Origin of the sequence: Glycomyces rhizosphaerae, from assembly GCF_042647865.1 — a bacterium.
In the GTDB taxonomy this organism is placed as follows: domain Bacteria; phylum Actinomycetota; class Actinomycetes; order Mycobacteriales; family Micromonosporaceae; genus Glycomyces; species Glycomyces rhizosphaerae.
Genome location: NZ_JBHRWO010000021.1, coordinates 450,330 through 473,627 on the forward strand (window position 1 = coordinate 450,330; position 23,298 = coordinate 473,627).

A 23,298-nucleotide genomic window follows, 5' to 3' on the forward strand; every position below is an offset into this window, starting at 1 on the left:
CCCCCCACGGCCGGCCTCCGCGGAGGCGGAGGGGTGCGGCACCTGGCGGGGACCGCGTGCGGATGGCTTTCCGCACGCGGCCTCGGTATGGCGACGTTCGCGAATCCCCTTGTGTCGCCGCCATCCCGCCGGTGCCGGACGGCGTTTTTGCCATCTACTACAACACGTGGGGTAGTCGAGCGGCAACAAAAGTTTTGCGCCTGTGGATAACTTCGTGAGGGTTCGACGAGTTGCCTGGTCACCGGCGGGGTGTCGGTCAGGCGACGGTGAGGACGATCTTGCCGATCGTGCGGCCTGACTCCAGGGAGGCGTGGGCTTTCGCGACGTCGTCGAGCGCGTAGGTTTCCGCGACCGTCGGGGTGAGCTTCCCGGCGTCCACGAGTGCGGCCAGTGCTTGCAGTCCGCTCCGGTCGATCTCGACCATCATGAACCCGGCCTTGATCCGCGCCGCCTCGGCGGCGGGGACCTCTGCCGGACCGGGCAGGATGACCAGGTGGCCGCCGTCGCGCACGACCGGTGCTGAGCGGGCGGCGTAGTCGCCGCCCACTGCGTCGATCACGATGTCGACCCCGCTCACCGTCTCGGCGAAGTCGACCGCCGTGTAGTCGACTACCTCGTCCGCGCCGATGCCCTTGAGGTAGGCGTGCTTCGCGGCGCTGGCCGTGGCGATCACATAGGCGCCCTTGGCTTTCGCGATCTGGACCGCGAGGTGTCCGACGCCGCCCGCGGCGGCGTGGATCAAGACCTTCTGGCCCGCTTCGACTCCGGCGGTGTCCACGAGCGCCTGGAAGGCGGTGAGCCCGGCCAGCGGCAGCGCGGCGGCTTCGACGTGGCTCAGCGAGACCGGTTTGGGCGCGAACTGGCGGGCGGGGGCGGCGACGTATTCGGCATAGCCGCCGGCGTACTGCGGGAAGCGGGGCATCCCGAACACCTCGTCGCCGACCTTGAAGAGCCGCACGCCGAATCCGACCGCTTCAACGGTGCCGGAGACGTCCCAGCCGAGCGTGTACGGGGGCTGCTCGCCCGCCAGGCCGCCGTGGGTGCGGACCTTCCAGTCGGCCGGGTTGGTCCCGGCGGCGTGGACCTTCACGAGGATCTCGCCGATGCCCGGTTCGGGCCGTTCGACCTCTTTGATCTGCAGTACCTCGGGTCCGCCGAGTTCGTCCTGGGTCACGGTTCGCATGGTGGTCATTTCGGATTCCCTTCTCACACTTGCGCTTTGGCAGGTTCCAGTCTCTGTCGCACTGGGGGTGTCGCCTAGTGGCCCGAGGGCCACGATATGAAAGAATCGGGCCATGACGAATCCTCACCGTGTAGCGGTGCTGGCCTTGGACGGTGTGATCGCGTTCGAGCTAAGCATCCCCGACCGGGTGTTCTCGGCGGCGATGCTCGACGACCTGACTCCGAAGTACGACGTGCGGGTGTGCTCGCTCGACGGGCGCCCGGTGCGCACGTCCAGCGGGTTCACGATCAATGTGGAACACGGCCCGGAGCTCCTGCGGGAGGCGGACACGGTGGTGGTGGCGACGCTGCAGCCCGACGGTCCGCTCTGCGACGTGCGCGAAATGCCCGACGGCCTGGCGGAGGCCTTCGCGGGGATCCGCCCGGAGACGCGGATCGTCTCGTTCTGCAGCGCGGCGTTCGTGCTCGCGGAGCTGGGGCTGCTCGACGGGAAGCCCGCGACGACCCACTGGATGCTGACCGACCTGCTTCGGACCCGTTTCCCCAAGGTCGAAGTGGACCCGGACGTGCTGTTCGTCGACGCGGGCCGGATCCTGACCTCCGCCGGGGCGGGCTCGGCCATCGACCTGTGCTTGCACCTGGTCCGGCTCGACCACGGCAGCCGGGTGGCGACGGCGGTGGCGCGGCGGTGCGTGTTCCCACCTTGGCGCGAGGGCGGGCAGGCCCAGTTCATCGAGCGTCCCGTCCCCGAGTCTTCCGGGATCGGCACCGCCGAAGTCCGAGAATGGGCGCTCCAGCAACTCGACCGTCCACTATCGATCGACGAGCTCGCTCGCCGGGCGCGGATGAGCCGCCGCTCCTTCACCCGCCGGTTCCGCGAGGAGACCGGCCAGAGCCCGACCCAGTGGCTCACCCGCCAGCGCGTCGAGCACGCCCGGCGGCTCCTGGAGTCGAGCGAGCTCACGGTGGACCAGATCGCGCGGCGCACCGGCCTGGGCACGGGTGTCTCACTGCGCCAGCATCTTCGCGCCGTCCTGGGCGTCTCGCCCTCGGCCTACCGCCGGACCTTCCGGGAGCGTGCGGCTACGTCCGGAACAGCAGTTCCGGGCGTTCCCACGTGATGCGCGGGGGCGTGGGCGGGACCGTCCCGGTCTTCTCGGCGCCGACGCTGAGGTAGAAGCGCTCGGCCGGGGGATTGGAGACGACGCGGATCTCGGTGAGGCCTTCGCGCTTGGCGAGGTCGAGCATGTGCTCGATGAGTAGGCGGCCGATGCCTTTGCCCTGCAGGCGGTCGTCGACGAAGAGCAGGTTGAGTTCGGGCAGTGTGAAGCCGTGCTTCGCCAAAGTGGCGGCGTCGACGAGCAGTGAGTAGAAGCCCTGCAGGCCGTCCGCCTCGTCGACGGCGAGGTAGGTCGGGTGCAGGGCGAGGTACTCGGGGCTGAGCCGGTAGCCGTCGATCATCGGCGCGTATTCGCCCTGGTATCCGTTGGAGGCGTGGATGAGTGCGGTCAACCGCTCCGCGTCGTCGGTGGTGGCGCGGCGGATGCGAGGGTCTGTCGCGGTCATGCCGTCGATGCTAGGGCAGCGGTGTTACGGTACCCCCAGGGGGTACTCGGTTCAGGGAATGAGCAGGAGCTTCCCGGTGGTCTTGCGGGCCTCCAGTGCCTGGTGGGCCTCCGGGGCCTCTTCGAGGCGGAAGGTCTCGCCGACCCGCACGAGGAGGTCGTCGTCCTCGATCATCTGGAAGACCTCGCCCGCCCGCCACAGGTACTCCTCGCGGGTCGCGGTGAAGTCATGCAAGGTGGGACGGGTGAGGATGAGCGAGCCGCCTCGGTGGAGTTCCTGGGGGTCCACGGGCGGTACGGGGCCGCTGGACTGGCCGAAGAGGGCCATGACGCCGCGGCGGCGCAGCGCGGTGAGGCCTTCGCTGAACGTGGTCTTGCCGACGCCGTCGTACACGGCCGCGACGCCCTCGCCGCCGGTGAGTTCGCGGGCCTTCGCGCCGAAGCCCTCGTAGCGCATCACGTGGTCGGCGCCGTTCTGGCGCGCCAGCTCCGCTTTCGCGTCCGTCGAGACGGTGCCGATGACCTTGCCGCCCTTGGATTTCACCATCTGGGTGAGCAGGAGCCCCATGCCGCCGGCGGCGGCGTGGATGATCACGGTGTCGCCCTCTTGGACCGCGTAGACGGTGTTGCACAGGTAGTGCGCGGTGAGCCCCTGGAGCATGACGGCGGCGGCGGTCTCGACCGCGACTTTCTCGGGGACGGGCACGAACTCGGCGGCGTCGCCGACCACGAGGTCCGCATAGGACCCCGGGACGCTCTTCCAGGCCACCTCGTCGCCGACCGCGAAGTCGGTGACGCCGGCGCCCACGGCCGCGACGTAGCCGCCGCCTTCGAGGCCCGGCGTGAACGGCAGCGGCAGCCCGTAGGCGCCGGTGCGGTGGTAGACGTCGATGAAGTTCACGCCCGCGGCGGCCACTCTCACCGAGATCTGCCCCGGCCGCGGGCCCGGGTCCTCGCCCTCCAGCAGCCGCATCACGCCCGGCCCGCCGGTCTGCTCGACCACGATCGCCTTCATGAGGTTTCCTTCCGCCACAGGGTCACCCCATAAAATAGCAGCGGTGCGCGCGCTCACTCCTCCGTGCTCGAGTCCGGGTTGGCGCGCTTGCTGTTGCCGACGCCGAACCGCAGCCTGCCGCGCCCCCACTTGGGCTGCGCGGCCGTGCGGGAGTCGAACTCCTCGCCCACGAGCTTGCGGATCGCGTCCCGGAAGCCCCTGTGCCGCAACTGGTGCCGCAGCGGATGCGCGGCAGGGTCCTGCGTGAGCTCCCGCATCAGGGCCACGCACAGCAGCAGCATGACGATGACGAACGGCAGCGCCACGATGATCGTCGCGTTCTTGAGTCCCTGGAGTCCGCCCGAGAGCAGCAGCACCGCCGCGACCGCGCCGATCGTCGCGCCCCAGAACACGACCAGGGGCTTCTTCGGGTGCAGCGATCCGTGGCTCGACAGCGACCCGAGCACCAGCGAGGCCGAGTCCGCGCCGGTGACGAAGTAGATCGCCACGAGCAACATGGAGAGCCCCGACAGCAGGCTGTACAGCGGCAGCGATTCGAGCAGCGCGAACAGTGAGTACTCCTCGCCCATCCCGGCCGCGACGCTGAAGTCCTCGCCGTGGTTCTGCTGCCACAGCGCCGTGCCGCCCAGGATCGCGAACCACAACGTCGAAGCGGCCGAAGGGATCAGCAGCACCCCGACGATGAACTGGCGGATGGTGCGGCCCCGCGAGATGCGGGCGATGAAGGTGCCCACGAACGGCGCCCACGACAGCCACCACGCCCAGTAGAAGATCGTCCAGGTCCCCATCCAGTCGGCGCCGCCGAACGCGCCCGTCGCGCTGGAGATCCCGACCAGGTCGGTGAGGTACCCGCCGATGGCGCTCGGCCACGCGTCGAGGATGAACAGCGTCGGCCCGGCGAAGAACACGAAGACGACGAGGAACAGCGCCAGGACCACGTTCGTCGTCGACAGCCACTTGACGCCCCGGTGGACGCCCGAGAACGCCGAGGCCACGAACGCCGCCGTCAGTGCGATGATGACCACCAGCTCCAGCTGGGTCGACTCCGGCACGCCCACCACGATCTTGAGGCCGACCGCGACCTGGAGCGCCCCCAGGCCGAGGCTCGCGGCCGTGCCGAAGACGGTGGCGAACACGGCGAGCAGGTCGATCGCCTTCCCCGTGATCGGACCCCAGCGCCGCCCGGCCGTCAAGGGCGCGAACGCGTCGCTCATGTTGTTGCCGCGCTGCTTGCGGAACGTCGAATAGCCCAGGGCCAGGCCCGCGACCGCGTAGATCGCCCACGGGTGCAGTCCCCAGTGGAAGAACGAGTAGACGAGCGCGCCCTCGGTCAGCTCGTCGTTGTAGAAGGGGGAGGCCGGATCCAGTTCGAGCGGCGGCGGCGCGTCGAAGTAGTGCGCGAGCGGCTCGGCCACGCCGTAGAACATCAGGCCGATGCCCATGCCCGCGGCGAACATCATCGAGATCCAGGGGAGCGTGCCGAACTCGGGCTCCTCGTCGGCGCGCGCGGCGAGCTTGATGTTGCCGTAGCGGCTCACGGCGATGTAGATCGCCAGGACCACGAAGATGTTCCCGGCGATGATGAACAGCCACGCGAAGTTCACGATGACCCAGTCCAATGCGGCCGCGGAACCGGTCTCGAACCGGTCGGGGAAGACCGCGCCGAAGCCGATCACGGCCAGGATGACGATGGCGCTGATCCAGAACACCGGCCGGTCCACCGGGTACGTGGCCAGCCGATCCTCCGCCTCGACCGGCGGCAGGGGGATCGGCGGGACCTCACCGGGTTCAGTGGGCGGCGTCTCGGTCGTGGCCATCGGACGGGCTCCGTTCATCGGCGGGCGGCGCTCAGGTCACCATAAGTGACGAAACGCACCCGTCCGACCGGTTTGGACCCGGTCCGGTTTCGCCGACGACGCAGCGGGCGGGGTCGGTCAGCTCCGCCGGTAGACCAGCAGCGCGACCTCCCCGATCGCCCGCGACTCGACCAGCCGCAGCGGCCGCTCCGGCGACTGCGGGAACGCCACCGTGTACACGAACCGCGCCCCGCCCCGCTCCCCGAGCAGGAACGGCGCGACCGCCAGATGCACCTCGTCCACCAGGTCGGCCGCGAGGAACGCCGTGTGCACCATGCCGCCGCCCTCCACCAGCAGCCGCCCGACCCCGCGCCCGGCCAGGTCCGCGAGCGCCGCCCGCAGGTCCACCTCGCCCTCGCCGATCGCCACCACCTCGGCGGCCACCCGGTCCAGAGCGCAGACCTGCGCGCCCTGATCGGTCGTGTACACCACGACGCGGTCCCCGCCCGCGAACAGGCGCGCGCGCGGGTCGAGTTCGCCGGACGGCGAGAACACCACCCGCAGCGGCGACCCGGGCTTGCCCGCCGCCTCGCGTTCGGCCCGGCGTTCCGCCGAGCGCACCAGCAGCTGGGGGTCGTCCGCTCGCACCGTCCCGGCGCCGACCGCGATCGCGTCCACGCCCGCGCGCACCGCGTCGACCCGGTCGAAATCGGCGGCGTTCGACAGCACGAGCCGCTCGGGGGAGGTGTCGTCGAGGAAGCCGTCGAGACTCATCGCGGCCGAAACGATCACATAAGGGCGGTCCATGCCCACGAGAATCCCACGATGCACTCCCGACCGGGCCCGGGTGGCGGTCCACGACGGCGAGCGATCACAATCAGTAAACGTGGAAGCAGGACAGCGCAGCGACGACGTGATCGCCGACCTCACGTTCAACGCGGACGGCCTCGTCCCCGCGATCGCGCAGCAGCACGACACGGGCGAGGTCCTCATGCTCGCGTGGATGGACGCCGAAGCGCTGCGGCGCACCGTCGCCACCCGCAAGGCCACCTACTGGTCGCGCAGCCGCGGCGAGTACTGGGTCAAGGGCGAGACCTCCGGCCACCACCAGGCGGTCGTCTCAGTGGCCGTGGACTGCGACGGCGACACCGTCCTGCTCCAGGTCGACCAGACCGGGCCCGCCTGCCACACCGGCACGCGCACCTGCTTCACCGGAAGGGAGATCGCATGAGCGACCGCACCGAGGCCGCCGAGCCCCGCGACGCCCACGAAGGCGCCGAACGGCGCGCCGCCGAGCGCACCCGCGTCCTGCTCGCAGGGATAGCCGCGGCCGGACTCGCCGCGCTGGCCGCCTCCCGCGACTGGACCTCCACCACCGAGACCGGCCACGCCGGGATCACCGCCACCACCGCCCAGGCCGGCACCGACCTCGCCTCCTGGGCCCTGCCGTGCGCGCTCGCCGGCGGCGCCGCGTTCCTGGCGATGCTCGCCACCGGCAACCGCGCCCGCCGCGTCCTCGGCGTCGTCGCCGCCCTCGCCGGGCTCGCGACCGCCCTCGCCGGCGCGCTCCACCTTGACGCGGGCCCCTGGCCGATCACCATGGGCGTCGCCGCGCTCGTCCTCGCGTTCGCCGGGGCCGCGACCACCGCCCGCGCCGGCGGCTGGCCCGACACCGGCACCCGCTACGACGCGGCCCCCGCCGGGGAGCCCGCCATAGCAGAGGACCCGGTGTCGCTGTGGAAAGCCCTCGACTCCGGCGAGGACCCCTCGTCGCCTAATATCACGGCATCGGCGCAGAAGAAGGGACGATCTTAGGTGAACGTGCTGGAGCAGATCATCACCGAAGTCCGCGCCGATCTCGAACGGCGCCAGACCTCGATCCCCATCGAGCAGATCCGCGAACGCGCCGAGGCCGCACGACCCGCCCTCGACGGGTACGCGGCGCTCTCCGGCGGCGGCGTGAGCGTCATCGCCGAAGTCAAGCGGGCCTCCCCCTCCAAGGGCGCCCTCGCCGACATCCCCGACCCGGCCGTGCTCGCGGCCGAGTACGCCGCGGGCGGCGCGTCCGTCATCTCGGTCCTCACCGAGCAGCACTACTTCAAAGGCAGCCTCGACGACCTCGACGCCGTGCGCGCCAAAGTCCAGATCCCGGTGCTCCGCAAGGACTTCGTGGTCTCCCCCTACCAGGTGCTCGAAGCCCGCGCCCACGGCGCCGACCTCGTGCTCCTCATCGTGGCCGCGCTCGACCAGGACACCCTCGTGTCGCTCCACGAGCGCATCGAGGGCCTGGGCATGACCGCCCTCGTCGAAGTCCACACCGAGTACGAGGCCGACCGCGCCCTGCGCGCCGGGGCGAAAGTCATTGGCGTCAACGCGCGCGACCTGACTACGCTCGAAGTCGACCGTTCGGTGTTCGAACGCATCGCCCCCGGCCTGCCCCGCGACGTCGTGAAAGTCGCGGAGTCGGGCGTCAGGGGCACCCGCGACCTCATCCGCTACGCCAGCGCCGGCGCCGACGCCGTCCTGGTCGGCGAGGGCGTAGTCAAGACGAAGAGCCCGCGCGACGCCGTCGCCGAGCTGGTCACCGCCGGGTCCCACCCGGCGACGCCGCGCCCGATCTAGCGGTCGCGGACGACAACACAGGTTGAGCCTGTGCGCGCGAGCGCGTCCGGGCAGCGAGTTGCGAAGGGGAGCGAACAACCGTGCCTAATCCAGATGCCAGCGGACACTGGGGCGAATTCGGGGGCCGGTTCGTCCCCGAGGCGCTCATCGCGGCGCTCGACGAGCTCGAGACCGCCCACACCACGGCGCTCGCCGACCCGGCCTTCATGGCCGAGCTCGACAAGCTGGGCCGCGAGTACGGGAACCTGCCGTCGCCGCTCTACTTCGCCGAGCGCCTCTCCGAAGAGGCCGGCGTCGAGATCTGGCTCAAGCGCGAGGACCTCAACCACACCGGCGCGCACAAGATCCGCAACGTGCTCGGCCAGGCCCTGCTGACCAAGCGCATGGGCAAGACCCGCATCATCGCCGAGACCGGCGCGGGCCAGCACGGCGTCGCCTCCGCGACCGCCGCGGCGTACTTCGGCCTGGAATGCACGGTGTACATGGGCGAGGAGGACACCCGCCGCCAGGCGCTCAACGTCGCCCGGATGCGCCTCCTCGGCGCCGAGGTCGTGCCCGTCACGACCGGTTCGCGCACGCTCAAGGACGCCATGAACGAGGCCCTGCGCGAATGGGTCGCCTCCGTGGACCACACGCACTACCTCATCGGCTCGGTCGGCGGGCCCCACCCGTTCCCGCAGCTCGTGCGCGACTACTGCCGCGGCATCGGCGACGAGGCCCGCGCGCAGTTCCTGGACCGCACCGGGGCGCTCCCCGACATTGTGGCCGCGTGCGTCGGCGGCGGCTCGAACGCCATGGGCATCTTCACCGCGTTCCTCGACGACGAGGCCGTCAAGCTGTACGGCTTCGAGGCCGGCGGCGACGGCTACGACACCGGCCGCCACGCCGCGACCATCACCGCCGGGCAGATCGGCGTCCTCCACGGCGCCCGCACCTTCGTGCTGCAGGACGAGGACGGCCAGACCATCGAGTCGCACTCGATCTCCGCCGGGCTCGACTACCCGGGCGTCGGCCCTGAGCACGCCCACCTCGCCGCCACCGGCCGCGCCGCCTACGAACCCGTGGACGACGCCGAGGCCATGGCCGCTTTGGAGAAGCTCGCCCGCACCGAGGGCATCATCTGCGCGATCGAGTCGGCGCACGGCCTCGCCGGGGCGCTGCGCCTCGCCAAGGGCCTCAAGGCCGGCTCGCGGGTCCTGGTGAACCTCTCCGGCCGCGGCGACAAGGACATGGGCAACGTCGTCGAGTACTTCGGCTTCGAGAAGGGGGCGTAGGGATGCGCGCTGCTGACGCTTTCGCGAAGACCAGGGCCGAGGGCCGGGCGGCGCTCGTGGGCTACCTGCCCGCGGGCTTCCCGACTCTGGCCGACTCGATCAAGGCCGTGGACATCATGATCGACCACGGGGCCGACATCATCGAGCTGGGACTGCCCTATTCGGACCCGGTCATGGACGGCCCGGCCATCCAGAAGGCCGCCGACCAGGCGCTCGCCGGCGGGTTCCGCACCAAGGACGTGTTCGAGGTGACCGAGGCCGTCGCCGGCCGCGTCCCGATCCTCGTCATGACCTACTGGAACCTGGTGGAGCGCTACGGCGTCGACCGGTTCGCGCGCGACTTCGCCGCCGCGGGCGGGGCCGGGCTCATCACGCCCGACCTCATCCCCGACGAAGCGGCCGAATGGATCGCGGCCTCCGACGCGCACGACCTCGACCGGGTCTTCCTGGTCGCGCCCTCCTCCACGGAGGAGCGGATCGCCTCCACCGTGGCGGCCTGCCGCGGGTTCGTGTACGCGCAGTCGGTCATGGGCGTCACCGGCGCCCGCGCCGCCACCTCCGTGGCCGCCCCGCTGCTCGTGGAGCGCACCCGCAAGCACACGGACCTGCCGATCGGCGTGGGCCTGGGCGTCAGGAGCGGCGACCAGGCCGCCGAGATCGGCGCCTACGGCGACGCGGTCATCGTCGGCTCCGCCATCGTCAACTGCTACCTGGACTCGCCGGACATTCCCACCGGCCACCAGAAGCTCGCCGAACTGACGGCCGACCTCGCCGAGGGCGTGCGCCGCTAGATACCTGGACGGCCCCGCGGGAGTGCTCCCGCGGGGCCGCTTCGCACCCGAAACGCGAGCGCTTCCTGGGACCGGCTCAGGCCCGTGCCACGTGCCGCTCGCCCAACCGATAGGTTTCTCGTCGTGGACCTCGCTTATATTCCGAGCCCGTCGGAGTCCGTCTGGCACCTCGGCCCCATCCCGATCCGCGCGTACGCGCTCTGCCTCATCGCGGGGATCGTCGCCGCCTGCTGGATCGCCGAGGCGCGCCTGCGCTCACGCGGCGCCCCCAAGTGGGCGGTGCTCGACCTCGCCGTGTGGGCGGTGCCCTTCGGCATCGTCGGCGCCCGCCTCTATCACGTCTTCACCAGCCCCGACGCCTACTTCGGCGCCGACGGCGACCCGTGGAAGATCCTCGCGGTCTGGGAAGGCGGCCTGGGCATCCCCGGCGCGATCCTCCTCGGCGCCGTGGGCATGTGGCTCGGCTGCCGCCAGCTGGGCCTGCCGTTCGCGATGGTCGCCGACGCTTGCATCCCCGGCATTCCCGTCGCGCAGGCCATCGGCCGCCTCGGCAACTGGTTCAACCAGGAGCTGTACGGCAAGCCGCTCGACGCCTGGTGGGCCGTCTCGATCGACATGGAACACCGCGTCTCCGGCTACCGCGAGTACTCGACCTTCCACCCCACGTTCCTCTACGAGGCGCTGTGGAACCTCGGGGTCGCGGCCGTCCTGCTGCTCGCCGACCGCCGCTGGAAGTTCGGGGCCGGCCGCGCCGTCGCCCTCTACGCCGCCCTCTACTGGACCGGCCGCTACTGGATCGAAGGCCTGCGCATCGACCCGGCCGAGGGCTGGCTGGGGCTGCGCCTGAACCAGTGGGTGAGCATCGTCGTCGTCGTCCTCGCCGTCATCTACCTGCTGGCGGTGCGCGGCACCCGTCGGGTCTTCGTCCTCGACGGCGGCGACCGCGTCGTCGTCGACTGGGACTCCGACGCTGCCAAGGCCGCCGGGTACGTCGACGGCGCCCTCCCCAAGGGCGCCGAGCCGGGCGAGATCGAGTCCGCCGCTGACGATGCAGCAGACGATGACGAGGCCGAACCCGACCGGCCCGAGGACGACGTGATCCCCGACGACCCGTCCGCCGAGGAGTCGCCGGCCGACGCGGGCAAGTCCCGCGACGACAACTGACCGCCGCTTCCCCGGGCAGGTGCAGATGCAGAACCGAAGAGCCGTAGTCGTCGGTGCCGGCGTCGCCGGGCTCGCCAGCGCGATCGTCCTGTCCAAGCTGGGCTGGAGGGTGGCGCTGCTGGAGCGACGCGAGCGCCTCCGAGGCGATGACCTGGGGATGGTCTTGTGGGCCTCGGGTGTGCGCGCGCTGCGCGCGCTCGGGGTCGACGCGACCCTCGACGCCTCCGGGACCCCGGTGGACCGGTTCGAGCTCCGCAACGAGGAGCGCCTGTCGAGCTCGTTCGCCGCGGCGGTGCTCGGGGCGGACGACGGCACGCCTTCGGTGATGATCCACAACGCGATGCTGTACGAGGCGCTCGTGTCGCGACTGGGCGACAACGTGCAGGTCCACCCGGCCACGCAGGTGGACCGGATCGACATGGTGGACCTGGCCGCCGGGGACGCCTCGCGCCGCTGGGACGCCGACCTCGTGGTCGCCGCCGACGGCATCGACTCGCCGACCCGGACGCTCATCGCCCCCGGTTCGCCCACAGTGGACGCCGGGGTGGTGTGCTTCCGCGGCATCATCCCCGCCCACCGCGCCCCCGAGCGCACCACGGACGCGGTCGAGATCTACGGGCCCGACCGCCGCCGCTTCGGCTACGGCGACCTCGGGCACGCCGGGGCCTGCTGGTGGGCGACGGTGCCGGGCGGGATGCGCCCCGAGTCGCCGCAGATCCAGCACGAGCTCATCAACCGGTGGTTCGCCGATTGGCCTGCGCCCGTGGGGAAGTTCATCGCCGCGACCCGTCCTTCGGAGCTGACGCAGCAGCCGGTCCGGTACGTGTGGCCGGTGCCCGCGGCGCTGCATCAGCCGGTCGGAGACGGCGGCATCGCGCTCATGGGCGACGCCGCGCACGGCGTGGCGCCGATCCTGGCGCAGGGCGCGAGCCTCGCGCTGGAGGACGCCGTGACGCTCGGGTGGGCGCTGCGGCGCCATCCCGAATCGGTGCCGGACGCCCTCGCCTCCTACGACCGGGCCCGCGTGGCGCGGGTCAAGCGCGTCGCGCGGCTCTCGCGCCGCGTCCACACGATCGCCTCGGGCGGCCGCGGCGTCACCAAGAGCCTCCTGCGGGCCGTCCCCGACTCGTGGGTCCAGAGCCAGGCCGCCTCGCTCTCGGACTGGCAGCCTCCGCGCTGACCGAAAGGTGAACGGAGGGTCCCGGCAAACTGGACATCGTTGGGTCCGCTCTCGGCGAAGCTTGCGAGCCGTAAATTGGCGCAGTAGCAACCCTGGCAGCGGGGTACGAGAGTTGGTGCCGGGCACGGTTCGAACACGGTCTTGTCGGACCCCCGTGCTTCGGTCATTGCACCGGGGGCCCGCGAATAAGGCGGGCGACCAGCCGAATCGCCTCCGCTCCGCGCTGCGCGCTGGCGCCTCCGGCCACCGCCGACTACGCTTTCGGCCCATGCAGATCCGTGACGCCCGCTCTGAGGACTGGCCCGCCGTGTGGGACTTCGCCGCGCCGATCGTCGCCTCCGGCGAGCACTTCGTCTGGGAGCCCGACACCCCCGAGGAACGCCTGCGCGCCTACTGGATCGAGAAGACGGCACCGGCAAGCGCCCTCGTGGCGGTCGTCGAGGACGGATCGGCCGAGGGCCGCGTCGCCGGGATCGCCGAGATCCACCCCAACCAGCCCGGCCGCGGCTCCCACATCGCCAACGCGGGGTTCATGGTCGACCCGACCGTGCGCGGCAAGGGACTCGGGCGCGCCCTCGGCGAGGCCGCCCTCGCCCGCGCCAAAGCCGACGGCTTCACCGCCATGCAGTTCAACGCCGTCGTCGCCACCAACACCCGCGCCGTCGACCTCTGGCACTCCCTCGGCTTCCGCACCCTCGCGGTCCTCCCCGAGACGTTCCGCCACCCCACGCTCGGCCTGGTCGGCATGCATCTCATGTTCCGCGAACTGTGAGCTGCGCATCGCCTGTGTAGCATGAAAATCGCTATGAACGAACTGCGCGAGTCCATCCTGTCCCTGGGCGTCGCCGACCCGGAATCGGCCATCGGCGTCCACGCCCTCCTCGGCTCCGACCCCGCCCTCCTCAAATCGGCCGGCGACCTGCCCCAGACCCGCCAGGAGACCGACGACTGGGTCAAGGCCAAGTTCCTCCGGCCCGAGGGCCCCTACCTCGAGACCGTCGCCGATGCCGTCACCGCGGTCCTCGGCGAGGCACCCGACAAGGCGATCGACGGCGTCCTCGGCGCCGTCACCACCCGGCCCCGCACCCCCTACGACCTGCGCGCCGCGACCGGCCTGAGCGAAGCCGACCTCGACGTCCTCCTCCCGCGGCTCGAAACGGCCGGCCTGATCCGCGCCGACGCGAACCCGCTGGAACCCGAAGCGCCGTACTGGACCATGGAGCACCGCCTCGCGCGCTTCCACTACGCGATGGTCGCCGACCACCTGGCGCGCTGGCGCCGCGGCTACATCACCGACAAGCTGTGGCGCATGACCCACGCCCGCTGGGACCGGTACGTGTGCCGCCCCGAGTTCCACCGGCTCGCCCGCGAATGGGCCCTGAACGACCCGGCCGCCGCCGCGACCACCCGCATCACCGTCCCCGACCCGCGCTTCCGGCAGCTGCGCAGCCTCGAACTCGCCGCCTGGAACGAGCAGGGCGAAGCGGTCGCGCTCGGCACCGTCCGCTGGAAGTTCCGGATGGTCGAACGCCAGCTCAAGCGCCTCCGCTACGTCAAACACCTCCTCGGCGACCCGAAGGTGCGCCTCTACTGCATCGCCCCCCGCTTCGAGCCCGGCATCAGTGAGGACACCGACCCGGACCTCTTCGTGATCGGCCCCGCACAGCTGCTGCGCCGCGGCGCGAAGGAGCCCGCAGCCGTCCCTGAAGCGGCGCCCAAAGGTGACTTAGCCCCCATTTCCCGGCTGGTGGGCGCAGAAATGCGACGGGTAGGCTGAGGCCCTGTTCCCCCGTACCCGAAACCTAGAGGAGCGACGATGGCGGCAAACGTGGACGCGGTAGTGGCGGGAGCCGGTGGCTTCATCGGCGGGCACCTGGTGGCGAGCCTCCTCGCCGAGGGCAAGACCGTTCGCGCCGTCGACGTCAAGCCCCTCGACGAGTGGTACCAGGTCCACGGCGACACCGAGAACCTCCAGCGGGACCTCGCCGACCTCGAGGCCTGCCGCGAAGCCGTCGGCGACGGCGCCGGCGAGGTCTACAACCTCGCCTGCAACATGGGCGGCATGGGCTTCATCGAGAACAACAAGGCCCTGTGCATGCTCTCGGTCCTGCCCTCCACCCACATGCTCATGGCCGCCAAGGAGTCCGAGGTCGGCCGCTTCTTCTACTCCTCCTCCGCGTGCGTCTACGCCGGCTACAAGCAGACCGAGGCGAACGTCGAGGCCCTGAAGGAAGAGGACGCCTACCCCGCCGACGCCGAGGACGGCTACGGCTGGGAGAAGCTCTTCAGCGAGCGCATGGCGCGCCACTTCCGCGAGGACTTCGGCCTCGAGACCCGCATCGCCCGCTACCACAACATCTACGGCCCCGAGGGCACGTGGGAGGGCGGCCGCGAGAAGGCCCCCGCCGCCACCTGCCGCAAGATCGCCCTCGCCGCCCTCAAGGGCGAGAAGACCGTCGAGATCTGGGGCGACGGCGAGCAGACCCGCTCGTTCACCTACATCGACGACTGCGTCCAGGGCTCCAAGATGTTCACCCGCGGCGACGTCACCGAGCCGCTCAACCTCGGCTCCTCCGAGCTGACGACCATCAACAACCTGTACTACCTGGTCGCCGACATCGCCGGGATCGAGATCGAGCTCAAGCACATCGACGGCCCCCTGGGCGTGCGCGGCCGCAACTCGGACAACACGCTCATCCAGAAGTACTACGGCTGGGAGCCGTCCATCAGCCTCCGCGAGGGCATGGCGAAGACCTACTCCTGGGTCTACGACCAGGTCAAGGCCAAGTACAGCCTGTAAGGATGACCGACCCGAAACTGCGCCGCGTCGACGTCCTCGGCGTCGGCGTCTCCACCGTCAACCAGGACATGGCGCTCGCCGAGGTGACCCGCTGGGTCGACGCCGGCGAACGCCACTACGTGTGCGTCACCGGCGTGCACGGCGTCATGGAATCGCAGCGCGACCCCGAGCTCCTCGCCATCCACAACGCCTCCGGGCTGACCACGCCCGACGGCATGCCGATGGTGTGGGCCGGGCACAAGGCCGGCGCCGAGTGGATGGACCGGGTCTACGGGCCCGACCTCATGCTCAACGTGCTCGCCCGTGCCGCCGAGCGCGGCTGGACCTCGTTCCTCTACGGCGGCAAGGACGGCGTGCCCGAACTGCTCGCGGAGAAACTCGCCGAGCGCATCCCGGGCGTAAAGTTCGCAGGCATGTACTCGCCGCCGTTCCGTCCGCTGACGGAAGAAGAGGACGAGGCGATCGTCAAGCGCATCAACGACTCCGGCGCGCAGCTGGTGTGGGTGGGGCTCTCGACGCCGAAGCAGGAGCGGTGGATGGCCGCGCACCGCGACCGCCTGAACGCCCCGGCGATGTTCGGGGTCGGCGCCGCGTTCGACTTCCACGCCGGGCTCGTCCCGCAGGCCCCGCCGTGGATGCAGCGCAACGGCCTCGAATGGTTCTACCGGCTCACGAAGGAACCGAAGCGCCTCTGGCGCCGGTACTTCCAGAACAACCCGGCGTACCTGCGGGCGATCCGCAAACGCCCGCCGTTCTTGCGCGACTAGCACTTCGACACCGCTGCGGCCGCCTTCCCATACGGGAAGGCGGCCGCAGCGGCATAGCATCGGTGTCAGCGGCGGCCCCCACCTGTGGCCCCTGGCAAGGGAGCGATGCGATGAGCAGTCCACCGATCGACATGCGCGAACGCGAGGAGCTGTGCGACCTGCTGGCCGAGCTCGGCCCGGACGCACCGACCCTGTGCGAAGGCTGGACCACGAGCGACCTCGCCGCCCACCTGGTGCTGCGCGAGCATTTCAAGCTCGGGACCGATGAGCGCATGGCGGCCGAGAAGGCCAAGGGCCTGCCGGCGTTGATCGACCGGCTGCGCGACGGTGCACCGCTGGTGCCGTGGCGCCTGCCCGGGCTCCGCACACTCATGAACGGCGTCGAGTACCTCATCCACCACGAGGACGTCCGTCGCGCCAACGGGCTGGGCCCGCGGACGGACCGCCCCGACCTCGACGCGCTCGCCTGGCGGATGACCGGCTTCCTCGGCCGGCGTGCCGCCCGCCAGATCCGGCCGTACGGCCTCGAGCTCCGGCGGCCCGAAGGCGAACCCCGTCGATTCGGACCCGCCGGAGGCGCTGTGCTGCAAGGCGAACCGACCGAGCTGCTGCTGTACCTCAGCGGCCGCCGCGAGGCCGCCGAGGTCCGCCTCGCAGGCGACGCCGACGCCGTGGCCGCACTCCGAGACGCGAACACCGGCGTCTGAGGAACACCTGGACCAGGAGCGCGGCACGGCGCTGTCGCACCCCCGTGCCAGGGTTGTTGTCGGGGGCCCAACGATGTCCGATTTGCCGGGACCCTCCGTTCACCTTCTGCTCGCCCCACCTACCTGACCCGCACGCCGCAACGGCGCTAGGCTGTGGCGCATGGTCGACATTCCCAAAGAGATCACGCACACCGGGCACCACCCCCGTATGGCCGTCGTGTGGTCGGTCCTGTCGGCCGAGATCGAGCGATTCGCCGCAGGGACCGGAGCGACCCTCCGCATCCTCGACGTCGGCGGCGGCTCCGGCGGCTTCGCCGTTCCCCTCGCCGAACTCGGCCACGACGTCACCGTCGTCGAACCCAGCGCCAACGCGCTCGCCTCGCTGCACCAGCGCGCCGCCGACGCGGGCGTCACCGACCGCGTCCGCGCCGTCCAGGCCGACGCCGACGAGCTTCCCGACGTCGCCGAACCCGGCACGGCCGATCTCGTCCTGTGCCATTCGGTCCTGGAGATGGTCGACTACCCGGACACGGCGCTCGACGCGCTCGCGAACGTGTGCGCGCCCGGCGGCGCGGTGAGCATCCTCGTCGCCAACCGCATCGCCGCGGTCTTCGGGAAGGCCCTCGCCGGCCACTTCCAGACCGCGCTGGACCTCCTCACCCACATCGACGGCGTCATCGACGGGCGCGACACCATCAAGCGCCGGTTCGAGACCGCGACGCTGACCGCGCTCGTGGGCGGCTCCAAGCTCGTCACCGAGCAGGTCCACGGCGTCGGCGTGGTGGGGGACCTCCTCCCGGCGTCGGCGGCCCAGTCCGAGAGCGGCGAGGCCCTGCGCGAGTTCGAACTCGCCACCGCCGCGCGAGTGCCGTTCCGGGACATGGCCACTCAGATCCACCTGCTCGCCCGCAAACCCATGCGCTGACCGGTCGGCGGCGGCCCGCAAGGGCCGCCGCTACGTCGAGGCGCGTAGACGCGACTACGCCCTCACGCCGAAGGCAAGGGGGCCGCTGGACCGTAGCCTGGAGCCGTGACCACGCCGACCACCTCCCGAGCCAAGGTCCCGGCCCTCGTCTTCGACATCGGCCTCGCCGTGCTGCTCGGTCTCATCACCAGCGGCTCGACCGTCGGTGCGACGCCGGACCACCACCCCGGTGCACTCGCGTTCGTCCTCATCGGGATCACCGCCGCGTTCCTGGCGGTGCGCCGGCACTGGCCCGAGGTCGCGCTCGCCGGTTCGCTGGCCGGCCTCTACGTCTACCTCTACCTCGGGCTGCCCGAGGGCCCGATCTACCTGCTCCCGGCGGTCGCGGTCTTCTTCTACGCGTTCGCCCGGCCGCTCAAGACGCTCCTGGTGGTCCTCGCGGGCCTGTTCGTGGTCAACACGTCGTTCCAGACCTTCGTCCTCGGCGAGATCCCCGACCTGTGGGTCAACGCCAGCATCACGTTCGTGTGGCTCGGCATCGCCGCCGCGGGCGGTCGGATCGTGCGCGAGGCCCGCCATTCCCGGTCGCGCGAGCGCGAGGCCGAGCGCGAGCGGTACCGGGCCGACGAGCGCGTCGAGATGGCCCGTGAGATCCACGACGTGGTCGGCCACAGCCTGGCCGTGGTCAGCATGAACGCCGGTGTGGCCCTGCATGTGCTGGAGAAGCGGCCGGGCACCCCGCCAGAGGTGGTCGAGAACCTCCAGGCCATTCGCGACGCCTCCACCCGGGCGCTCAAGGACCTGCGCGCCACCCTCGCGCCGCTGCGCCAGGGCCGCCAGCCCGAGCTGCGTCCGACCGGCGCGATCGCCGACATCCCGAGTCTGGTGGAGGCCGTGCGAACCGGCGGTCTCGACGTCGAGTGCACGGTCACCGGCGAGCCCGAGCTCGTGCCCACGAACATCGCCGCGACGGCCTACCGGGTGGTCCAGGAGTCGCTGACGAACGTCATCCGCCACGCCGAGGCGGCCAAGGCCACGGTCCGGATCGACTGCGACCCAAGGTGGATCAGAATCCTGGTCGAGGACGACGGCCGCGGCGGCCCGATCGACCCGGACCGGATCGGCCAGGGCGTCACGGGCATGATGGAGCGGGTCGTGACGAGCGGCGGCGTCTTCAGCGCCGCACCGAAGCGAGGCGGGGGATTCGCCGTCAAGGCCGACATGCCCTACGCCCCCCAGCACGAAGTGACGGCCCGCTCGATGGCCACTTTGGAGGAACGCGCATGATCGAGCTCGTGATCGCCGACGACCAGAGCCTCATCAGGATGGCGCTGCGCAACCTCTTCAACAGCGAAGACGACATCCACGTGGCCGCGGAGGCCGAGAACGGCCAGGAGGCCTGGGACCTCGTCTCGCAGCTGAAGCCCGACGTGGCCCTGCTCGACATCCGCATGCCCGGCATCGACGGACTCGAAGTGCTGCGGCGCATCAGCCGCGACGCGAACCTGGCCGCCACCCGCGTCGTGATGATCACGACCTTCGAGGTCGACGACTACATCTTCGACGCGCTCTCCAACGGCGCAGCGGGTTTCGTCATGAAGGACGCGCCGCCCGATGACCTGCTGAAGGCGGTGCGCCTCGCCGCCGCGGGCGACTCGCTGCTGAGCCCCGACGTGACCCGGAAGGTGATCGCCGCCTACGCCGAACGCGGCACCGGCCCGGCGAGACCGCACCCGAGTCTGGGGGAGCTGACCGACCGGGAACTGGAGATCCTGCGTTGGGTCGCGACGGGCCTGCCCAACGACGAGATCGGCGAGCGCCTGTTCATCAGCCCGGCCACCGTGCGCACCCACGTCGGGAAGCTCCTGTCGAAACTCGCCGCCCGCGACCGGGCCGGACTGGTCGCCCTCGCCTACCGTTCAGGCCTCGACGTCCCCGAGGTCTGAACCCGCCCCGGGGACGTCGTCAGGCCGTTCAATGCTGATCGCCGCAGAGGATGCCGGTCGTTCGACCCTCCACGTCGACGACCTGCCAGAACAGGGTCCCGCCGGAGCATGGCGCGGTTGCCGTGTCGGCCTCGTCGGAGGTCATCACCGCCGGAGGGTCGACGGCGACGGTGTCGACCACGACGTACACGGCGCTCGGCTGCTCGCACGAGACGGTCCACCACTGGTCGCTGTCGTCGAAGCAGGATCCGGTGTCGGGCGTGATCGGCAGGCGCCCCGACGCGTCCGGGTTGCCGATCGCCTCGACGCACAGCAACTGCTCGACCAGGCCGGTGGTGCTGTCGTACGTGAAGTAGAAGTCCTTCCACAGCTCGCCGAGTTGGAATCCGCCGTACTCGGTGCCGCAGAGATCGATCGCCACCTGGTTGTCGGTCAGCGTGCCGTCGGCTTCGACCGTGGCGCCGGTCGAGTCACTGGCATTGGTCACCTGCCAGAACGCGGTGGCGCTGTCGCATGCGGTGTTGAAGTCGAACCCGAACGCGGCAAGGAGGGGCTGTTCCGGCAGGCACTTGCCCACGGCGTCCACCGTTGCCGGCGGCCCGGTCGTCTCCTCGTCTTCGGGAGACGCCTGCGTCGTGGGATCGGAGGCGGCCTCGTCGTCGCCATTGCGCAACATGTTGACGCCGATCAGGCCGATCACCCCGGCGAGCAGGACGCCCACCGCGATGACGATGCCGACGATGAGGCCGGTCCTGCGGCCGCCGGAGGGCGGCGGACCGTACGGGGACTGCTGGTAGCCGCCCGGGCCCCCGGGCGGCGGATACGGCGGGCCTTGAGCACCCGGGACCTGCGGGCCGGACGGTCCGGGATACGACGCGCCACCGCCGCTGACATACGGCGAACCGGTACTGCCCGGCGGATACGGCGCACCCGGCTGCTGCTGCGGGCCTTGCGGCGGATACTGCGGGTCGGGACCGCTCGGCGGTTGCTGCGGGCCGGGTCCGGCCGGAGGCTGCTGCGGGTTCGGCCCGCCCTCCGGACGCACCGGCCCCGACCCGCCCGAGGACTCATAAGGGTCCCTGCCCTCGGGCGGTCCGCCATAGTTCTGAGGCTGGGACATGACCTCAGGGTATGAGGAGCGCTCATCTCTGTATGGAGAACCGGCCGGACCGCAACCCGACAGGCGCCGACGTGTGCGCGTTCGTGAGTGAAACGGGCGCGGCGATGCGCGAAGCGGCCCGCGAACTGCGCGCAGCAGTCCGAGGCCACCGGACGCCCCTAGTCGCAGCGACGTAGACGCGAACACGTCGCGGTGCCGATGCGGCTGCGGCCCGGGGCGGCGAGATTGGAGACATGGCACTCCGATCCGAAAGGAACCGTCCCATGTCGACTCCGCCCCCCAAGCGCGCCGTACTCGCGTTCGCCGGAACCCGCCGCGGCCGCTGGCTCGCCCTCGCCGTCTGGGCCCTCCTCGCCGCCGTCGGCTTCAGCCTCGCGCCCCAGCTCGCCGACATCCAAGACGACGCCCAGATCAACTGGCTCCCCGCCGACGCCGAATCCACCGAAGCCAAACGTGTCGCCGAAGCCGAGTTCAACCAGAACGGCCTCACCACCCTGCTCGTGGTCTACACCGCCGACACGCCGCTCACCCCAAGCGATCACGCCGCGGTCGAGGCCGACCGGACCGCCCTCGACGCACTCGCCGCCCCCGGCGAGAACACCGCCGGCCCGATCCCCTCCGACGACGGCGAAGCGCTCATGCTCGTCGTTCCGATCGCCGAAACCGCCATCGACGACGACGGCGAAGCCCTCTTCGCCGAAGCCGACTCGATCATCCAAGCAGGACTCCCCGACGGCCTCGAAGCCGGATTCACCGGCGGCGCCGCGGCCTCCCTCGACATGGAGTCCGCGTTCGAACAGCTCGACGGCCCCCTCACCTACATGACCGTCGCGGTCGTGGCCCTCGTCCTGATCCTCACCTACCGCTCCCCGCTGCTCCTCCTGCTCCCGCTGGTCTGCATCGCCCTGTCAGAGCAACTCGCCACCGGCCTCGCCTACCTCCTCGGCACCTACGCGAACGTCACCATCAACGGCCAGAACACCGGCATCCTCACCGTCCTCGTCTTCGGCGTCTCCACCGACTACACGCTCCTCCTGGTCTCCCGATACCGGGAAGAACTGCTCCGCGACGACGACCGCTTCGCCGCCATGCGAAAAGCCCTCACCCGCTCCATGCCCGCCATCGTCGCCTCTGCCGGAACGGTGATCCTCGCGCTCGCGGTCATGCCGCTCGCCTCGGTCTCCAGCACCGCGGCCCTCGGCCCGGTCCTCATCGCCGGCGTCGTCAGCGCCGTCCTCGCCTCCCTGACCCTGCTCCCCGCCGTGCTCTCGCTCTTCGGCCGGGCCGTGTTCTGGCCCGTCGTCCCGCGCTACGACCCCGCCGAAGCCCACGCACCGGCCCAGCACCGCCACCGCTTCTGGGGCCGCATCGCCGCAGCGGTCGGCGTCCGGCCGCGGCTCATCGCCCTCGCCACCACCACCGGCCTGATCCTCCTCACCCTCGGCTGGACCAGCCTGTCCGTAGGCCTGGAACGGTCGGAACTGCTCACCACCGAAACCGCATCCCAACGCGTCAGCGCCAGGATGGCCGAGCACTACCCCGCCGGATCCTCCGAACCCGTCGAGATCTACCTCCACGAAGAGGACACGGCGGCCGCGCTCGCCGTCCTCGAAGCCGAGGCCGGCATCGCCCAGATCAACGAACCGGTCCAGGCCGCCGCCTCCGACTGGGTCCGCATCGACGCGGTCCTCGCCGACGAAGCCTCATCCGACGCCGCCGAGCACACCGTCCTCGACGTGCGAGAAGCCTTCGCCGACAACGGCACCGACACACTAGTCAGCGGCCCCACCGCCACCCAGATCGACCTCGCCGACGGCAACGATCGCGACCTGCGACTGCTCATCCCGCTGATCCTCGCCGTGGTCTTCCTCGTCATCGTGCTCCTGCTGCGCGCCATCACGGCCGCACTCGTGCTCATGGCCTGCACGGTCCTGTCCTACGCCGCGGCCGTCGGCGCCGCCAACCTGATCTTCCAAGCCACCGGGCACGGCAACGTCGACACCAGCTTCCTGCTCATGGGATTCCTCTTCCTCGTCGCGATGGGCATCGACTACACGATCTTCCTCATGACCCGCGTCCGCGAAGAAGTCCCGCGCTGGGGCCACCGGGTCGGCACCCTCCGGGCCCTCACCCTCACCGGCGGCGTCATCACCTCGGCCGGGATCGTCCTCGCCGCCACCTTCACCGTCCTGGCACTCATGCCCCTCACGATGCTCATGCAACTGGGCATCGTGGTCTGCGTCGGCGTCCTCCTCGACGCGATCATCGTCCGCACCCTCCTCGTCCCCGCACTGGCACTGTGGATCGGCGACAAACTCTGGTGGCCCGGCCGCATCGCCGAACAACACGCCGAAACCCGCGAACCCGAACCCCAGGAAGCGAGCGTCTGACCCGCCCGGACCTGCGAACCACCGAACGGTGCGGCAGCCCCCTCCACAGGCCGC

23 protein-coding genes are annotated in these 23,298 nt (G+C 70.9%); 17 read left to right on the forward strand and 6 right to left on the reverse strand.

Annotated elements, in window-relative coordinates:
- Positions 1-256: 256 nt before the first annotated feature.
- Positions 257-1,183 (reverse strand): NADP-dependent oxidoreductase, encoded by a 927-nt coding sequence (locus ACFO8M_RS22430; RefSeq protein WP_387980781.1) that lies wholly within the window; start codon positions 1,181-1,183, stop codon positions 257-259.
- 112 nt (positions 1,184-1,295) lie between these two features.
- Between ACFO8M_RS22430 and ACFO8M_RS22435 the strand changes: the two genes are divergently transcribed.
- Positions 1,296-2,303: a GlxA family transcriptional regulator gene (locus ACFO8M_RS22435; protein ID WP_387979764.1), complete on the forward strand. Its 1,008-nt coding sequence runs from the start codon at positions 1,296-1,298 to the stop codon at positions 2,301-2,303.
- Here the strand turns inward: ACFO8M_RS22435 and ACFO8M_RS22440 are convergent.
- The 4 genes from ACFO8M_RS22440 to ACFO8M_RS22455 form a co-directional block, all read right to left on the reverse strand.
- Positions 2,266-2,748, reverse strand: a complete 483-nt coding sequence (locus ACFO8M_RS22440) for a GNAT family N-acetyltransferase (protein ID WP_387979766.1) — start codon at positions 2,746-2,748, stop codon at positions 2,266-2,268. The genes ACFO8M_RS22435 and ACFO8M_RS22440 overlap by 38 nt on opposite strands.
- A 51-nt stretch (positions 2,749-2,799) precedes the next feature.
- On the reverse strand, positions 2,800-3,762 hold the full coding sequence (locus ACFO8M_RS22445; RefSeq protein ID WP_387979768.1) for a quinone oxidoreductase family protein: 963 nt from the start codon (positions 3,760-3,762) through the stop codon (positions 2,800-2,802).
- A gap of 53 nt (positions 3,763-3,815) precedes the next feature.
- Positions 3,816-5,579, reverse strand: coding sequence for a BCCT family transporter (locus ACFO8M_RS22450; RefSeq protein WP_387979770.1), 1,764 nt, complete (start codon positions 5,577-5,579; stop codon positions 3,816-3,818).
- Positions 5,580-5,696: 117 nt separating this feature from the next.
- Positions 5,697-6,365: a RibD family protein gene (locus ACFO8M_RS22455; RefSeq protein WP_387979772.1), complete on the reverse strand. Its 669-nt coding sequence runs from the start codon at positions 6,363-6,365 to the stop codon at positions 5,697-5,699.
- Between the two features lie 79 nt (positions 6,366-6,444).
- Between ACFO8M_RS22455 and hisI the strand changes: the two genes are divergently transcribed.
- The 15 genes from hisI (at position 6,445) to ACFO8M_RS22530 (ending at position 19,734) form a co-directional block, all read left to right on the forward strand.
- Positions 6,445-6,789, forward strand: a complete 345-nt coding sequence (hisI, locus tag ACFO8M_RS22460) for a phosphoribosyl-AMP cyclohydrolase (RefSeq protein WP_387979774.1) — start codon at positions 6,445-6,447, stop codon at positions 6,787-6,789.
- On the forward strand, positions 6,786-7,373 hold the full coding sequence (locus ACFO8M_RS22465) for a Trp biosynthesis-associated membrane protein (protein WP_387979775.1): 588 nt from the start codon (positions 6,786-6,788) through the stop codon (positions 7,371-7,373). The genes hisI and ACFO8M_RS22465 overlap by 4 nt, the downstream gene beginning before the upstream one ends.
- A gap of 6 nt (positions 7,374-7,379) precedes the next feature.
- A complete protein-coding gene (trpC, locus tag ACFO8M_RS22470; protein ID WP_387980783.1) occupies positions 7,380-8,180 on the forward strand; it encodes an indole-3-glycerol phosphate synthase TrpC in 801 nt (266 codons plus the stop codon).
- A gap of 80 nt (positions 8,181-8,260) precedes the next feature.
- The gene (gene trpB / locus ACFO8M_RS22475; protein ID WP_387979777.1) at positions 8,261-9,454 is read left to right on the forward strand and encodes a tryptophan synthase subunit beta; all 1,194 of its coding nucleotides are present in this window, start codon (positions 8,261-8,263) and stop codon (positions 9,452-9,454) included.
- A 2-nt stretch (positions 9,455-9,456) separates the two neighbouring features.
- Positions 9,457-10,245: a tryptophan synthase subunit alpha gene (trpA, locus tag ACFO8M_RS22480; protein ID WP_387979779.1), complete on the forward strand. Its 789-nt coding sequence runs from the start codon at positions 9,457-9,459 to the stop codon at positions 10,243-10,245.
- A gap of 123 nt (positions 10,246-10,368) precedes the next feature.
- Positions 10,369-11,409: a prolipoprotein diacylglyceryl transferase gene (lgt, locus tag ACFO8M_RS22485; RefSeq protein ID WP_387979781.1), complete on the forward strand. Its 1,041-nt coding sequence runs from the start codon at positions 10,369-10,371 to the stop codon at positions 11,407-11,409.
- A gap of 25 nt (positions 11,410-11,434) precedes the next feature.
- On the forward strand, positions 11,435-12,589 hold the full coding sequence (locus tag ACFO8M_RS22490; protein ID WP_387979783.1) for an FAD-dependent oxidoreductase: 1,155 nt from the start codon (positions 11,435-11,437) through the stop codon (positions 12,587-12,589).
- A 268-nt stretch (positions 12,590-12,857) separates the two neighbouring features.
- A complete protein-coding gene (locus ACFO8M_RS22495; protein WP_387979785.1) occupies positions 12,858-13,361 on the forward strand; it encodes a GNAT family N-acetyltransferase in 504 nt (167 codons plus the stop codon).
- 21 nt (positions 13,362-13,382) lie between these two features.
- Complete coding sequence (locus ACFO8M_RS22500; protein WP_387979787.1) at positions 13,383-14,366, forward strand: hypothetical protein; 984 nt, start codon at positions 13,383-13,385, stop codon at positions 14,364-14,366.
- Between the two features lie 39 nt (positions 14,367-14,405).
- Positions 14,406-15,389 carry an NAD-dependent epimerase/dehydratase family protein gene (locus ACFO8M_RS22505; RefSeq protein WP_387979788.1) on the forward strand — a complete coding sequence of 328 codons (984 nt, stop codon included), beginning with the start codon at positions 14,406-14,408 and terminating at the stop codon, positions 15,387-15,389.
- A 2-nt stretch (positions 15,390-15,391) separates the two neighbouring features.
- The gene (locus ACFO8M_RS22510; RefSeq protein ID WP_387979790.1) at positions 15,392-16,156 is read left to right on the forward strand and encodes a WecB/TagA/CpsF family glycosyltransferase; all 765 of its coding nucleotides are present in this window, start codon (positions 15,392-15,394) and stop codon (positions 16,154-16,156) included.
- 110 nt (positions 16,157-16,266) lie between these two features.
- Positions 16,267-16,863, forward strand: a complete 597-nt coding sequence (locus ACFO8M_RS22515) for a maleylpyruvate isomerase family mycothiol-dependent enzyme (protein WP_387979792.1) — start codon at positions 16,267-16,269, stop codon at positions 16,861-16,863.
- Between the two features lie 160 nt (positions 16,864-17,023).
- Positions 17,024-17,788 (forward strand): methyltransferase domain-containing protein, encoded by a 765-nt coding sequence (locus tag ACFO8M_RS22520; protein ID WP_387979794.1) that lies wholly within the window; start codon positions 17,024-17,026, stop codon positions 17,786-17,788.
- A 105-nt stretch (positions 17,789-17,893) separates the two neighbouring features.
- The gene (locus tag ACFO8M_RS22525) at positions 17,894-19,075 is read left to right on the forward strand and encodes a sensor histidine kinase (RefSeq protein ID WP_387979796.1); all 1,182 of its coding nucleotides are present in this window, start codon (positions 17,894-17,896) and stop codon (positions 19,073-19,075) included.
- Entirely contained in the window at positions 19,072-19,734 is a 663-nt protein-coding gene (locus ACFO8M_RS22530; RefSeq protein ID WP_387979798.1) for a response regulator, read from the forward strand. Before ACFO8M_RS22525 ends, ACFO8M_RS22530 begins: the two co-directional genes overlap by 4 nt.
- A gap of 28 nt (positions 19,735-19,762) precedes the next feature.
- On the opposite strand, the gene ACFO8M_RS22535 is transcribed toward ACFO8M_RS22530, so the two are convergent.
- Positions 19,763-20,854, reverse strand: coding sequence for a hypothetical protein (locus ACFO8M_RS22535; protein ID WP_387979800.1), 1,092 nt, complete (start codon positions 20,852-20,854; stop codon positions 19,763-19,765).
- Positions 20,855-21,117: 263 nt separating this feature from the next.
- On the opposite strand from ACFO8M_RS22535, the gene ACFO8M_RS22540 reads away from it, so the two are divergent.
- Positions 21,118-23,244 (forward strand): MMPL family transporter, encoded by a 2,127-nt coding sequence (locus ACFO8M_RS22540; protein WP_387979802.1) that lies wholly within the window; start codon positions 21,118-21,120, stop codon positions 23,242-23,244.
- The last annotated feature ends 54 nt before the right edge of the window (positions 23,245-23,298 follow it).